Annotated in this window: 14 protein-coding genes; 6 read left to right on the plus strand and 8 right to left on the minus strand. The window is 67.8% G+C overall.

Annotation, left to right across the window (positions count from 1 at the left end; all coding sequences use genetic code 11):
- The first annotated feature begins 139 nt into the window (after window positions 1–139).
- The 4 genes from ACFW3F_RS08245 to ACFW3F_RS08260 all read left to right on the plus strand — a co-directional run bounded on the left by ACFW3F_RS08245 (window position 140) and on the right by ACFW3F_RS08260 (window position 3,770).
- Window positions 140–1,477, plus strand: coding sequence for an NAD(P)/FAD-dependent oxidoreductase (locus ACFW3F_RS08245; protein ID WP_388056106.1), 1,338 nt, complete (start codon window positions 140–142; stop codon window positions 1,475–1,477).
- A gap of 7 nt (window positions 1,478–1,484) precedes the next feature.
- Window positions 1,485–2,402, plus strand: coding sequence for an RNA polymerase sigma factor SigJ (gene sigJ, locus ACFW3F_RS08250; protein WP_388056108.1), 918 nt, complete (start codon window positions 1,485–1,487; stop codon window positions 2,400–2,402).
- A gap of 183 nt (window positions 2,403–2,585) precedes the next feature.
- A complete protein-coding gene (locus tag ACFW3F_RS08255; protein WP_388056110.1) occupies window positions 2,586–3,011 on the plus strand; it encodes a hypothetical protein in 426 nt (141 codons plus the stop codon).
- A 144-nt stretch (window positions 3,012–3,155) separates the two neighbouring features.
- Window positions 3,156–3,770, plus strand: coding sequence for a lipocalin family protein (locus tag ACFW3F_RS08260; RefSeq protein ID WP_388056112.1), 615 nt, complete (start codon window positions 3,156–3,158; stop codon window positions 3,768–3,770).
- A 65-nt stretch (window positions 3,771–3,835) separates the two neighbouring features.
- On the opposite strand, the gene ACFW3F_RS08265 is transcribed toward ACFW3F_RS08260, so the two are convergent.
- A complete protein-coding gene (locus tag ACFW3F_RS08265) occupies window positions 3,836–4,279 on the minus strand; it encodes a helix-turn-helix transcriptional regulator (protein ID WP_388056114.1) in 444 nt (147 codons plus the stop codon).
- Between the two features lie 211 nt (window positions 4,280–4,490).
- Here ACFW3F_RS08265 and ACFW3F_RS08270 point away from each other — a divergent pair, with 211 nt between their 5' ends.
- Window positions 4,491–5,573 carry an acyl-CoA dehydrogenase family protein gene (locus ACFW3F_RS08270; protein WP_388056116.1) on the plus strand — a complete coding sequence of 361 codons (1,083 nt, stop codon included), beginning with the start codon at window positions 4,491–4,493 and terminating at the stop codon, window positions 5,571–5,573.
- Here the strand turns inward: ACFW3F_RS08270 and ACFW3F_RS08275 are convergent.
- The 3 genes from ACFW3F_RS08275 to ACFW3F_RS08285 form a co-directional block, all read right to left on the minus strand.
- The gene (locus tag ACFW3F_RS08275) at window positions 5,560–6,924 is read right to left on the minus strand and encodes a dipeptidase (protein WP_388056118.1); all 1,365 of its coding nucleotides are present in this window, start codon (window positions 6,922–6,924) and stop codon (window positions 5,560–5,562) included. The genes ACFW3F_RS08270 and ACFW3F_RS08275 overlap by 14 nt on opposite strands.
- Window positions 6,925–6,986: 62 nt before the next feature.
- Window positions 6,987–8,363: a DUF2252 domain-containing protein gene (locus ACFW3F_RS08280; protein WP_388056120.1), complete on the minus strand. Its 1,377-nt coding sequence runs from the start codon at window positions 8,361–8,363 to the stop codon at window positions 6,987–6,989.
- Between the two features lie 136 nt (window positions 8,364–8,499).
- Complete coding sequence (locus ACFW3F_RS08285) at window positions 8,500–9,972, minus strand: hypothetical protein (RefSeq protein ID WP_388056122.1); 1,473 nt, start codon at window positions 9,970–9,972, stop codon at window positions 8,500–8,502.
- A 214-nt stretch (window positions 9,973–10,186) separates the two neighbouring features.
- On the opposite strand from ACFW3F_RS08285, the gene ACFW3F_RS08290 reads away from it, so the two are divergent.
- Window positions 10,187–10,714: a hypothetical protein gene (locus ACFW3F_RS08290; protein WP_388056330.1), complete on the plus strand. Its 528-nt coding sequence runs from the start codon at window positions 10,187–10,189 to the stop codon at window positions 10,712–10,714.
- Window positions 10,715–10,804: 90 nt separating this feature from the next.
- On the opposite strand, the gene ACFW3F_RS08295 is transcribed toward ACFW3F_RS08290, so the two are convergent.
- The 4 genes from ACFW3F_RS08295 to ACFW3F_RS08310 all read right to left on the minus strand — a co-directional run bounded on the left by ACFW3F_RS08295 (window position 10,805) and on the right by ACFW3F_RS08310 (window position 13,959).
- On the minus strand, window positions 10,805–11,284 hold the full coding sequence (locus tag ACFW3F_RS08295) for a Dps family protein (protein WP_388056124.1): 480 nt from the start codon (window positions 11,282–11,284) through the stop codon (window positions 10,805–10,807).
- Between the two features lie 78 nt (window positions 11,285–11,362).
- On the minus strand, window positions 11,363–11,794 hold the full coding sequence (locus ACFW3F_RS08300) for an organic hydroperoxide resistance protein (protein WP_388056126.1): 432 nt from the start codon (window positions 11,792–11,794) through the stop codon (window positions 11,363–11,365).
- 127 nt (window positions 11,795–11,921) lie between these two features.
- Complete coding sequence (locus ACFW3F_RS08305; RefSeq protein WP_388056128.1) at window positions 11,922–12,611, minus strand: hypothetical protein; 690 nt, start codon at window positions 12,609–12,611, stop codon at window positions 11,922–11,924.
- 82 nt (window positions 12,612–12,693) lie between these two features.
- The gene (locus ACFW3F_RS08310; protein WP_388056130.1) at window positions 12,694–13,959 is read right to left on the minus strand and encodes a lipase family protein; all 1,266 of its coding nucleotides are present in this window, start codon (window positions 13,957–13,959) and stop codon (window positions 12,694–12,696) included.
- Window positions 13,960–14,333 lie beyond the last annotated feature (374 nt).

Below are 14,333 nucleotides of genomic sequence, written 5' to 3' on the forward strand. Positions count from 1 at the left end.
ACCTCCTGGTGATGTGTTGTCACAGAGACGACGACGCAGCGGCCGCACATGTGAGGTCCCGGTGGCCGCGCCTCGACGACCTCACACATGTGCCCCCTGCGTCGTCGTAGGAGTGAACACATCGAAGGAGAGGCACGAGATGACAGAGATCCTCATCGTCGGTGGCGGGTACGCGGGGCTCTACACCGCGTTGCACCTCGAGAAGAGCACACGCCGCCGGCACGTACACGTGACGCTGGTCGATCCGCGTCCGTACATGACCTATCAACCATTCCTTCCCGAAGTGGTCTCGGGTGCGGTCGAGCCGCGGCACACGCTCGTGTCGCTGCGGCGTCACCTACGGACGACCACGCTGGTGCCGGCGACCGTCACCGACATCGATCACGCACATCGGACAGTGCGGGCGCGGGCGCTGGACGGCCGAGCGCTCCGGTTCGATTACGACATCATCGTCGTCACCGCAGGGGCGGTCACCCGCACGTTCGCCATCCCGGGCCTCGCCGAGCACGCCATCGGCCTGAAGAACGTCGAGGAAGCCGTCGCGATCCGCGACCGGCTCCTGACAGCGTTCGAGCGAGCGGCCGTCCTTCCGGACGGACCCGAGCGCGCACGGCTGCTGACCGTCACCTTCGTCGGTGGCGGCTTCTCGGGCGTCGAGGGGTTCGGCGAAGCCCTCTCTCTCGCAACCGAACAGCTGCGGTACTACCCGGAGATCCGCCAGGAAGAACTGGAGTTCCACCTGATCGAGGCCAGGGACCGCATCCTGCCCGAGGTCACCGACAAGCCGGGACGATGGGTCGTCGAACGTCTTCGCACACGCGGTGCGCACGTGCACCTGAACACCCAGCTGGTCTCGGCGGTGGGCGGGCACGTCGTCCTGTCGACGGGAGAGGCGTTCGACTCGGACCTGATCGTGTGGACCGCGGGCAATGCCGCGAACGGCGTCGTCGCCAACCACACCGACCTGCCGGTCGATGACCGCGGCTATCTCGTCACCCGCCCCGACCTCCGGATCGGAACGGACGACGCCATCGTCGCCGACGCGTGGGCCGCCGGCGACAACGCAGCCATCCCCGACCTCGCCGTCGGCAACGACACCCTGACCGTTCCCAACGCGCAGCACGCCGTTCGCCAGGCCCGGCTCCTGGCTGCCAACATCGCGGCCGTCCTCGACGGCGACGAGCCGAGGAACTACACGCACGCCGGCCTCGGAGTCGTGGCCACCCTCGGGCGTGGCGACGGACTGTTCCAGTACAAGCGCCTGGTGATCAGGGGGTGGCCGGCATGGGCGATGCACCGCGGGTACCACGTCCTCGCCGTGCCGACCTGGGAACGGAAGGTGCGGGTACTCCTCGGGTGGTTCGGCGCCTTCGTGGGCCGACGCGACATCGTCTCGCCGGCCACGACCGTCACGCCGTTCGATGCGCCCGCCGGGACGACACCTCTGGACGTCCACGTCGACACGAAGGTGGCATGATCCGACCATGAGCGACCAATCCGAGCCGCTCCCAGCTCATCTGGGAGACGTTCACGACGAGCGGAGACGTCTGCAGTCGATGGCCTACCGCATGACCGGCACGCTCTCCGACGCCGAGGACGTCGTCCAGGAGACCTACCTGCGCTGGTATCGGCTCACCGACGCCGAGCGGGCTGCGATCTCCAACCCGGCGGCCTGGCTCACCCGGGTGGGGAGCCGCGTTGCGCTGGACCTGCTGGGTTCCGCCCGTGCCCGGCGTGAACAGTACGTCGGCGAGTGGCTACCCGAACCGGTTCCGGCAGACCTCTTCTCGGGGACGGCTCCGGTCACCGACCCCGCCGATCGCGTCACCCTCGATGATGCCGTCAGCACCGCGCTGCTTGTCGTACTGGAGGCGATGACGCCTGCCGAGCGAGTGGCGTTCGTCCTGCACGACGTCTTCGCGGTGCCGTTCGATGAGATCGCACAGATCGTGGGACGTTCACCCGCCGCGACGCGGCAACTCGCCTCGGCGGCTCGGCGACACGTCCGCGAGCAACGGACCGTGGCCGTGACCGACGCCGACCACGACGCAACAGTCGAGAAGTTCCTCGCCGCCACCAGAGGCGGCGACCTAGACGAGCTGATGCGAGTGCTCGCTCCGGGCGTCGAGCTACGCTCCGACGGCGGCGGGCTCGTGAGCGCTGCCCGTCGACCGGTGATCGGGGCGGAACACGTCGCCCGGTTCCTGCTGGGCGTCCTCGCCAAACAACCAGAGCTTCGCTTCGCCGAAACCCGGACAGCTGACGGACTCGGCTATCAGATGCTGATGGGAGACGCCCTGTACGGAGTGGTGAGCCTGCGCGTCGAGGCGGAGCGCGTCGTCGACGTCTGGCTCATGGTCAACCCCGACAAACTGACCTCGTGGCGCGAGCGGACCCGCTGAGTGCTGCCACACGCGCCAGTGGCGGACGATTCGCCTGGTCAAAGATGCGCCCGGACTGGCTCAAACGCTGTGCGGAAGCGCTTCGCGCACCCCATCCTTGTTGTGGTCCATCCGTACCAGTGCCGCCGCGCCGTCGGTCGGGACCAGGAGTCGGCGTACAACCACTGAAAGGACACGCCAACCATGAGCGCTTCCCCGGATCAGCAGGCGAACTCGTCTGCGAAGCAGGGTTTCGCATTCGGCATCGCGATCGTGGCCGCCGCGCTGCTCTTCGTAGCCGGACTGGTCTCGATCTTCCAGGGCATCTCGGCGATCGCGAACGACGACCTGTTCGTCGCCGGCCCCGATTACATCTTCCGGTTCGACCTCACCACCTGGGGCTGGATCCACCTGGTCCTCGGCATCATCGGGGTCCTCGTCGCCGGCGGTCTCGCCGTGGGCGCCGACTGGGCACGCATCTCGGCGATCATCATCGCCTCGCTGTCGATCATCGCGCAGTTCCTGTGGCTGCCCTACTACCCGGCCTGGGCCATCCTGATCATCGTCCTGGACCTCATCGTCATCTGGGCCGTCTCCACCTGGAACCCCAACAACGAATACAACCTGTGAGCCAGCGGCTCTGACAGGCGAAACGGACTCGCTGGGACAAGGGCTGCACGACGACCAATCCACGACGCGCATCCGGTCCGAATCGTCTGATGACGCCGCTCCACCTCGGAGCGGCGCGACGACGAATCGCCCGGAAGGAACACCATGCGCATCACCCGGTCCCTTGCAGCCCTTGCCGCCGGCGTACTCCTCAGTGTCGGCTTCGCAGCCGGTACGGGGGCGGCGCAGGCCGCGCCGCTGGCCCCGGTGGCGAAGGTCGAGGTGGACCGCTACCTCGGCAAGTGGTGGCAACTCGCAACCGTGCCGTCCTTCTTCGGGGTCACCTGCGCCCGGGACACCAGCGCGACCTATACCTACATCGACCCAAAAACCATCGGCGTCGACAACCAGTGCACCGGACCGACCGGCATGCGCGGTGGCGTCGTCGGCCGGGCGACCGTCGTTGATCCGCAGACGAATGCCCAACTGAGCGTTCGGTTCCCGCAGACCCCGGGGAGCATCAACCCCGGCGGCGCGCCCAACTACATCGTCGCCTACCTCGAAGACGGCGCGAACCCCGACGGGCCCTACCAGTACGCGATCGTCGGTGACCCCACCCGCGGATCGGGATTCCTGCTCTCGCGCGACAAGGTCGTGCCCAACTCGGAGTTGCGTCGCCTGACGCGGAAGATCGAGAAGGTCGGATACAACCCGTGCACCTTCCTCGTCTCCCCGACCACCGGCGGGCGCAGCGACTACTCGCCCCTGTGCACGGTGTGACGGTCACCGGCCGACGATGACCAGGACTCCGGCGCAGGCATGGACATGCTTGTGCCGGAGTGGCGTCAGCTCGCCTCGGCGTCCGGAGACGACATCGGTGCGGTCCGGCGGAACTCGTCGGGTGTGCAACCGAACTTCGACCGGAACCGGTTACGCATCGTCGCCGTCGAGGCGAACCCCGACGCGTGTGCGATGGCCTCGAGTTTCAGGTTGCCCGGGCCCATGAGCAGCCCCTGCGCCCATTCCAGGCGCCGGTCGGCGATCATCTCGGCGAGCGACGTGGTGCCGCCGGCGAGCACCCGGTAGAGATGCCGGCGACTCACGTGCAGGTGCCGGGCGACCATCTCGACACTGAAGTCGGGGTCACGGAAATTGCGCTCGATGAGGTCGGTGACCGCGGCACGCAAGTACCGCTCACTCGTGCGCATGTCCGATCGCAGAGCTCCCGAATTCGATTCCGGCACAACGCGTATCGACTGCACGTCACGACCATTGAGGATTGCGGTCACCTGGGTTCCTTCCACGCGAGACTGCTCCCACCCGGTACAGGAGTCTATCGACGCGCGCAGCCCGGGTCTTGGGCCTTTAGTCCCACTTTCAAGGATTTCGGTCCCGGGATTGTGCTGCGCGACGACGACTTCCGTGGGATGCCGGCGCACGGAAGTCGGTCAGACGTCCAACTCCGGAGTCGGTCGGCCGCCCCGTCGTAGGGTGTGAGTCGTGACCACCGACGACGCCGCAGCACGACGGGCCGAGCTACGGGCGGCCGCGATCAGGGTCTCCGACGAGGTCTTGTTCCCGGCGGCCGGCGAGGTCGACCGCAGCGGCACGGTGCCCGGGTCCCACTGGCGGGCCCTCGCCGACGCCGGCCTGTACGGCATCGCGGCGCCGGTCGAGGCCGGCGGGCCGGGACTCGAGTTCACCGAGGTCACCGAGATCCTGGAGGTGCTCACCAGCGGGTGTCTCGCCACGGCGTTCACCTGGATCCAGCATCACGGCGTCGTCTTGTCCCTGTCCCGGACCGCGAACGCCGACCTCCGGGCGGAGTATCTCGACGCGGCCGTGACCGGACACCTCCGCGCGGGGGTCGCCTACGCCGGAGTCGTCCCCACGCCACCACGGATGACCGCGACGAGCACCGACGCCGGATGGCGCCTCACGGGTGACGCTCCGTTCGTCAGCGGCTGGGGCGTGGTCGACCTCCTGCAGATCTCGGCCCGCGATGTCGCCACCGATGACGTCGTCTCCACGATCGTGCCGGTGGCCGACCTGCTCGACGAATCCGAGCGGCGCGCGGGCGCGTCGACCGGCGCGGTCCGGGTCACGCCCGTCGACCTGTCCGCGGCCGACGCCACGAAGACGGTGTCGCTGCGCGTCGACGGCCTGACGATCCCCTCCGCCCGGGTCGTCACCCGGGTGAGCCTGGCGGAGTTCTTCGCGACCCAGAACGTCGGCATCCGGCTCAACGGCACCCTCCCGTTCGGACTCGTGCGGCGCTGCACCGCATTGCTCGATGTCACCGGTCACAGCCGCGAGGCGCGAGCACTGCGGGAGCGGGCCGACACTGTCCGATCTGCACTCGACGCCGGAATGGCGGATGCCACCGAGCTGCTGGCGGGCCGAGCCGATGCCGCGCGCCTGGCACTGGACGCCGCGGCCGCGCTGGTGGCCGCTGACGGAGGCCGCGCACTCGTCCGCGGAAGCGATTCCGAACGATTGTTCCGCGAAGCCGCGTTCGTTCTGGTCGCCGCCAGCCGACCGGAGTTGAAAACCGCTCTGTTGCAGAGCTTCAGCGGTACCTGAAGTCGCGCAGGAAGATGGCCTCGGCCAGCGCGATCCGTTCGATCTCCGACGGGTCGACGCTCTCGTTGGGCGCGTGGATCAGGCACTGGGGTTCCTCGACGCCGAACAGCATGATCTCGGCTTCGGGGAAGAGCGACTGGAGGACATTGCACAGCGGGATCGACCCACCCTGCCCCTGGATGAGCACCTCGCTGTCGTAGGCGGTCGACAGTGCGCTGGTGAGGGTGTCGTACGCGGGACCGCTGGTGGACCCGACGAACGGGGCACCCACCGCTTCGCGTTCGAAGGACACCCGTGCATTCCAGGGCGTGACGCCACGGAGGTGCTCGATGAGCGCGTCCTGCGCGTGCGTGGAGTCCATTCCCGGCGGCACGCGAAGGTTGATCCTCGCCCGGGCCCGCGGCTGAACCGCCGCCGATGACCCCACCACCGGCGGACAGTCGATGCCGAGCACTGTGACAGCCGGTCGTGCCCACACCATGTCCGACACCGATCCCGAGCCGACCAGCTCGACCCCGTCGAGAACCGTTGCATCTCTGCGGAACCGGTCGGGCGGATAGGACACACCCGACCATCGGGCTTCGGCGTCGAGTCCGGTGACGGTGGTGTTGCCGTGTTCGTCGCGCAGGGTCGCGAGCATCGAGATGAGTGCCGCCAGGGCGTCCGGGGCGGCCCCGCCGAACATCCCGGAGTGCATGGCCGAATCCAGTGTGTCCACGGACACGACGATGTTCGCGATGCCGCGCAACGTGGTCGTCAGACTCGGCTCGCCGACGGCGAAATTGCCGGAGTCCGCGATCAGGATCGCGTCCGCGCGCAACAGTTCCGGGTTGCGGACGGCGAAATCCTCGAGCCCACCGGTCCCTTGCTCCTCGGAACCCTCACCGATGATCTTGATGGTCACGCCGGCCTCCCCGGCGAGAGCTCGCAGCGCGGTGAGGTGGACGGCGATGTTGCCTTTGCAGTCGGCCGCTCCCCGCCCGTACCACCGACCGTTCCGCTCGGTCAGTTCCCAGACGGGAGAATCCCATTCGTCGTCCCCGAGTGGTGGTTGCACGTCGTGATGGAAATAGAGCAGGACGGTCGGCGCACCCTCGGGACCCGGGATGTGACCGGTGACCGCCTTGCTCCCGTCACTGGTCACGTGGGCCGCGACGTCCTCGACGCCGAGGTCGGCGAAGGCACGCAACAACCAGTCGACCATCCCGTCGCATTCGTCGGGCGGGAACTGCTGCGGGTCGTGCACCGATCGGAAGCCGACCATCTCCGCGAGATCCGATCTCGCCCTCGGCATCAGCGCGGCGACCTGCTTCCGCAGCGTCGCTTCATCTTCTCGCGCAGTCGATTCCACCGGCGAAACTCCCCTTCGTCGTAGCACTGGCTCGTGCCGGCCCTCGTCGGCACGCCCGAGACTCAGCTCTTTCCCTCGGCCGCCAGGTCGTACACCTCGAGCTCACCGCGACCGATGGCCTCCATCATCCGGGTGTGGTCGGAGTCGTTGAGATCGGCGTAACCGAGGGAGAACTCGGCGATGGCGTCACCGAATCCCTTCGTGTTGTCCAGGTACTCGGCGATCTGGAACCGGCTCGCGGTACGCGCATGCGCTTGACCGAGAACCAGTCCGCACAACTGCGCGTACAACTTCATCCCGTCGGGAGTCAGCGCCTCGACGACGACCGAACCCTTGCCGTCACGAAGCTGGCGCACGTAGAAGTCGCGTCGATCTCCGTTCTCGTCGGTTCCCGTCGACCAGCCGAGGAACAGATCACTGGCCGCCTGCAGCAGGCGCTGCCCCTCGACCACCCGCTGCCCCTGATTGTCGAACCCGGACGCGGGCACGTGGTCGGCCAGCACCGACCGTTGCGCCTCCTTGACCTGGAGGAACAGCGGGTCGCTCATCTCCTTGCCGGTGAGCAGGATGATCCACGCCCGCGTGCCGACGCTGCCGACGCCCACGACCTTGAACGCGATGTCGACGATCTCGAACTGGTCGAGGAGTGCCCGCACGTGCAGCGGCACGGTGTCGCGGTACGCGCTGATCCGCTCCCGCACCCGTTCGGCGACGATGTCGGCGGTCTCTGCCGGGAACCGCTCATGCAGCGGAACCAGCAGCGGGGGGTCGCTGCGGATGTGCGCCGATCCGTCGGCGTCGACCACGCAGAGTTTCGCGAGGGCCTGGGCGCTGTCGCGATGCCGCGCCTTTTTGAGTGCCTTCTGCGTACGCTCGCTCATCGACGTGTCCAGCTTCGGGCCGAAGTCGGTCAGGAAGTCGTCGGCATCGATTCCGGCGTACCAGTTCTCGAGCGTCGTCTGCGTGGCGCTGCGTGTGATGGCCCGCCGATACGCCTTGGCGACGGTCTTGGCGACCTTGCGGTTGGTGGCGTCGTCGAATCCGTTGTTCCGTCCGGCGATCGTGAAGCTCGCCGCGAGGCGTTTGACGTCCCACTCGAACGGCCCGACGTGGGTCTCGTCGAAGTCGTTGAGATCGAACACCATCCGACGTTCGGGGCTGAAGAAGAGACCGAGATTGCTCAGGTGCGCGTCGCCACACAACTGCGTGATGATGCCGGTGTCCGGGGTTCTCGACAAGTCGTCGGACATCACCGCGGCCGCACCGCGGTAGAAGGTGAACGGGGTCGCCGACATCCGGGCGTGGCGCACCGGGATCAGATCGGCGACACGGGTCTGCGCCTGCGCCTCCAGGATCGTCAGCGGGTCCGCCCGCTCGGTGGGCGTGGGGCATGCGGCGAGTTCGACAGCGGTGGGCAGAGTGGACGGGGGTGTGGCCACGGGGTGCTCCTTCACGTCGGTGCGGCCCCGCCACCGGCGGAGTTGCAATTGTCCGGGCGCCGATCGGGGCCCACGGGGTGACCGGCCGCCGCGCTCGACATCCCGTCCGGGCCCGGACACCCGGCGACGTCGGAATTCACTGATACGACACGAACCACGGCGACGGGCGTACCGCCAGCGTCGTCGCGGGCGAGAACGTCGGCTTGTCCTCCGTGTAGAAATTCTTCCAGCCCATCCATATCCCCGCCGGGAGATCGGTGACCAATCTGCGCCACGTTTCCATCTTCACGTCCGGGGTGCCGTGACCGTCGGCGTGCAGTATCACCTGCAACTCCTCGCGATCGGTCACGATCGTGCGCCGGTCCTCGAGCATCCCGGTGTCGAACTGGTGGAGAACGAGAAGTTTCTGCGGCAGCTGGTGACTTCGTACGAGTCCGGCGAGCCAGTCCGAGGTCCGGTTGACCTCCTCGGCGCCGACCGAGCCGATCTGGGTGAGATGGACCTGGTCGGGTTCGAGTCGCCACTCGGGGTCGAGCGCCAGTCCGACATGGGGTTGCGCCAGCAGGTCCGCGTAGCGTCGGGCCTGCGTCAGGAAGTCCATGCGACCGGGCTGCAGGTCGAGCGTCACGTAGACGCCGGCACGACCGGCTTCCTCGACCCACGGCCGGAGGATCTCCGGATCGATCATGTTCGTGTAGGTCGCCCCCTGGCCCGGCTCGGCCGACGCGACCGAGGCGATGATCTCGAACGCCGGGACCACCGGTTCGGCGCTCACCCGCTGGTAGTCGGCGGCGAGTCTGCGCACCCGGTCGATCGACGCCGCGATGCCCTGTCTCCCGAGCGGACCGAGCGCCGGCGCATCCGGCGATCCGTACAGTGCGACCATCCGCCTGCCCGGGAAGATGATCTGCCCGCCGCCGGGCAGTTGCGGGGTGTCCCGAGCCTGTTCCACGCGCCGGGCGAACTCGTCGGTGGTGCCGAACGCGGATCCGACCGCGCGAACGGCCGTCGGTTCCGACGCCACCGCCGCCATCGTGGCCACCGACTCGGCCGTCGCACGCGGGTCCGGCACGGGCACCTCGACGACGCGGGCCGCCGACCGGGCCGTCATGATCGCGTCGACCGGTGCATCCCGGGTCAGCATCACCAGCGGGGCGGTTCCGGCCCTCGGGGCGTTGCCGCGCAGATCGTCGAGATCCGCACGGACTCGAGAGTCCGCCACACCGTCGACCTGTCCGAGCCGGACCGCGGTGGTGACCCCGAGTCGTCGAAGCTCGTCGCTGACGCTCGGCGCCGTCCGCGGGGTCACGGCAAGCACCGGCACGTGCTTGTCGTGCGCGACGCGCTCCACCGCGGCCCGGACGGCGACATCGTCGAGGGCATCGCGTCCCACGAGGATCGCCTCGTCGGACCGGGCGTACAACTCGCGGCTCAGCAGCACCGAGTCCGGGGCGTGGCCCGAGAGCACGTCGACCCCCGGCGGCGGACTCGTGTACGCGCCCACTCCGGATGCCCCGGCCCCGTGCGCACCATCGCCGATGGCCGACGCACTCACGACGAGACCGACGACGACACACACGATCGACGTCCAGATCAACCGAGCGGTCACCCGCGCATCCCTCCCGTTCTTCACCGAACTTCGCCGCGCCGGCCGCCGGACTCGCCCCGGTCGATCCGTTTCGGCACAGACGGTCGCCCAACGTAGCAGCGCCTGGTCCCCGGGCTCGACCGTCACCGCGGGGCGAGGTCGTGACCGGCCAGGACGAGAGGACCCTGTGACCCGCTTCACGACTGCAACAGGTTCTAGTTGTAGCGTGAATGCCGTGGACTACTGGGGTGTGATGGTCGGGTTCGGACTGTTGGCTACGGCGTTCGGCGTCGTCGGGTTCGTGCGATATCGGGAACGCGAATCGACGACCCTGCAACGCCAGACCCAGCTGGCCCGCGAACTGCGCGACCTCGCGGGCGACGACGAGGTCCGGTTGGCCGCGGTCGACGAGTTCTCGATGACCATTTATCAGCGTCTCTTCTACGCCTCGGTGGTCGCCCCGTGGATTCGCAGTGCCGCGTGGGCGCTCCTGGGCGCGGTCCTCGCCGGGGCGGGTGCGCTGGCGGTGGGATCGATCGACGGACTCTTCGCGACCGTCGTCCACATCGCGACCATCGTCGCCTCCGCTGTCTTCGCCGTGGCCGCCCTGGTGTACGCGGGGATTGCGCTGTACCACTCGGCAACCACCCCGCGGGTCTCCTTCAGCGACTCCTACGCCACCGAGGAAGCCGATCCGGATTCCGGCACCCCGGACACCGACGCCGACACCGACACCGGAGTGCCCGCGCGGTCCACCGACTGACCAGGACGCCACTGACACACAACGAACCCCCGTCCGAGCTCGAGATGCTCGGCGGGGGTTCGTTGCTGTGAGAGGGTCAGACGCGGTCGCTCAGGCGACCTGCGCCTGCCACATCCAGTGCAGCTGTTCGAGTTTCGAGGCGAACGAGATGAGCAGATCCTGGGTGACCGGATCGGCCTGTTCGGTGACCGTGATCCGCTCGCGGAGACCCGAGACCACGGCCTTCAGGTTCTCGACGATGGCCTCGACGACGTCGCTGTCCTTTGTCCATCCCTCGCCGAAACCCTTGGTGTGGGCCGTCTTCGCGACGGTCTCGGCACGGCCGTCGGGGCTCACGCCGATCGCGGTGGCCCGTTCGGCGGCCGCGTCGGTGAACTCACGGGACACCGTGACCAGTTCGTCGAGATCGAGATGAACCGACCGGAACTGCTTGCCGACCACGTTCCAGTGCGCCTGCTTCGCGATCAGCGACAAGTCGATCAGGTCGACGAGAGTGTCCTGCAACGCCTTTCCGGCGACGGACTGCTGCTCGTCGGTGAGTGTGCTGGTGATCGGGGTGGTGGTGGTCATGATCAAGAACTCCCTTCTTGTCATAGCTGGAGGCAGCCGTGTTTCCGACTGCCGTTGTGCGGTACGGCCGCGGCGATGTCAGACGCGGACGGTGACCGCGGAATCGATGTTGCCCTTGGTCGCCTTCGAGTAGGGACAGAATGTGTGCGCGAGGTCGGCGAGCTCCTTCGCCTTGTCCTCGTCGAGACCGGGCAGCGACACATCGATGGCAACGGTGAGTCCGAATCCGTTGTCCGCGGGGTCCTTTCCGAGTCCGACGGTCACGTCCACGGTCGCCCCGTCGGGGACCGGAGTGCCGGTCTGCTTGGCCGTGGCGCGGAGTGCGCTGAGGAAGCAGGCCGCATAGCCTGCAGAGAACAGCTCTTCCGGATTGGTCCCCTCGCCGCTGCCACCGAGTTCCCTCGGCGGTCGCAGATCCAGGTCGATCTGGCCGCTCGCCGAGACGACCTCACCGTCGCGTCCACCGCCGGACGCCTTCGACGAGATGGTGTACACCGGTTCGATTGCCATTCGAAATCCTCCTGGATGCTCGTGACGGCTTGGCCAACGGTCGTTTCAACCCACCCCCTCCGCGGAACATTCCGGCGCCGGGGTCGCCGGGCAGGTGATGGTCACGACACCGGCGTGCGAACCCGGCTCAGCGACCGCGCATCATCCGCGTGGGCTTCATCCGGGTCGTTTCCGGAAGCCATTCGTTGACCGGTCGCCGGAGCGTACACAGGGCGGCGACGACCAAAAGACCGAATTGGACGTAGCTGAGCACGACCATGCTCGACGACACGTCGGGGTACCGGAACAGGAGGTCGACGCCGACGGGTATGCACAGCAGATGCACGACGACAGCGGCCAGGAAGAAGTTGCGCAGGTGGCGGCTGTGCTGCGTCGCGGCCGCCACGAGACATGCGTACTCGATGGCGAGCACGACCACGATCATCACCAGCATGAAGGGCGGGAAGAACCCGGCGAGCGTGTCGACCTCGCTCTCGGGAGCCGAGTTGGCCGGGTCCGCGACCACTCCTTCGAGAAGCCGGCCGCGCAGATCGTCGGTGATGGTCCCCAGATTGAAGAAGCCGTAGATCGTCAGGACGAGCCCGATGACGGCCGCCCCCCACCACACGATCCGAGCATGCACCGCGAGCGCCTCGGGAGGCGGCCCCGGATCGCCCGGGCGCGGCGGATACAGCGCGGACTGGTCCCGGTCGCGCGAGGAGCGTTCGAGGGCGGCCAGGTCCTCGGCGTCCAACTCGGCCTGGGTCGGGATGCGTTCGGGGTCACGACCGGCGGAGTCGCCGGATGCACCCCCGGCCGGGCCCTTCGAATCCGTCATGTCTCGATCGTGCCACCCGGCGTCGCCGGGCCGACAGGGCCGACCGGCATCAGGCCGTCCCCCCGGCGCGGCACCACCACGGTCACTTCCGGAATTCGGTCAGCACGAACTCCATCCCGGGCACGAAGGTACCGAGCATGGGCACGACGTGGTTGACGATGGACTTCGTCAGGATGGGTGGTGTCGGGTCGGTGACAAACGTGACGTCGGCACCCTGGGCCCGCCAATCGCCGACGAGTTGTGCGACCTGCCCGTACGGGATCACGTCGTCGTGCAGTCCGCCCTCGACGAAGACGGGCGCATTCGGCTTGAGCCGGCCGATGCGCTGGTCCCGGACCACCTCCTGCAATCCCGGAGAGCGCGCGATCAGGGCGGAGAGCGTCTCCCCGGTACGGGTCCAGGTCTCGACGCGTCGGAAGCCGAAGGCCGGGATGATGTCGCCGATGCAGCTCGTGGAGATCTGTTTCAGCGCGGCCTTGCCGGCCGGATTGGTCTCCCTCCGCACCACGTCGGCGACATTCGCGTACCGCTCGGTGAGCCCGTTGACCGCGAAGCCGATCGCGCCGGCGATGGTGCTTCCGTCGATGGCCGGGATGACCTTCTCGAGATCCGCCGGGGGCGCGCCCGCGTAGGTGGCGCGCACGTTCAGATCCGGCGCGTAGGTCTCGGCGAGTTCGGCTGCTGACGCCGCGGCTCCTCCACCCTGCGAGTATCCGGCGAAGCCCACCGGCGCGTCGGCCGGCGCTCCTGAGATGGCGAGAGCGGCTCGCGCACCGTCGAGCATCGCCTGCCCGCTCTCCGCGCGATTGACGTACGTGTGGACGCCGGGCGTACCCATCCCGATGTAGTCGGTGACGAACACGCGCACTCCGTGGACGAGCATGTAGTACATCTCGGGCGCGGTGTAGTTGACCGAGATACTCGGCTTCGTGACATCCACGGCCAGGGGCAGGCCCATCAGCTTCGACGGCGCACACTGGTCACCCTGACCGATGGTCCCGGACCCGACGACGAGAGTCGGGCGCGGACCCTTCCCACGCCACGGCGCCGTGGGCTCGACGACCGTACCCGTCACCGCCGCGGGCGTGCCGTCTTGTTGGCGCGAGGTGTACATCACCTTTCGGGCCGTGCCCGGCCACTGCCCGGTCATCCCGGGTATCTGGAGGAGCAACGGACTCGCCTGGCTGCGGATCACCGAACCGGGCTCGGACGCGAACCGGGTCGGCGGCGTGTAGAAGTCCGATGCTGCCGCGGTGCCGACCGCGGCCGGGGCCAGCGACGCCGCGCAGGCGGCCACCAGCGCGCCGGCGATGCCGACGATCCGTCTCGATGTACTGCGATGAGTCATGCTTCTCCCCGACCTCACGTCCATGGCTGTGTAACCTACCCCACAGTAACTTGAGTCGGGTGACTGGTGTCGCTTCGGCAAGCGCATGGCTCGGTGGGCACCACGAGGCGGACCGTCTCGACCGTCGAGATCCCGCCGATCGCTCGAGTGGTCGAAATACCTTTCCGAATTGCCGGCACCTTTTCAGCACAGCGGAGGAATTTGTTACATCTCCGTTATCGGAGAATGCGCAATATTGCACGAGGTCCCCAAAAAGAATGACCGCCACTTTCCTCTGAACCATTTCGCCGAATAGCATCGGATTTCGTATGGCGACATTTGGCGTCGATTTCGATCCCATTCAATTCGAATTCTCGGGAGGAATCGGCACACCA

Source organism: Gordonia sp. NPDC058843 (assembly GCF_042743165.1).
Classification (GTDB): domain Bacteria; phylum Actinomycetota; class Actinomycetes; order Mycobacteriales; family Mycobacteriaceae; genus Gordonia.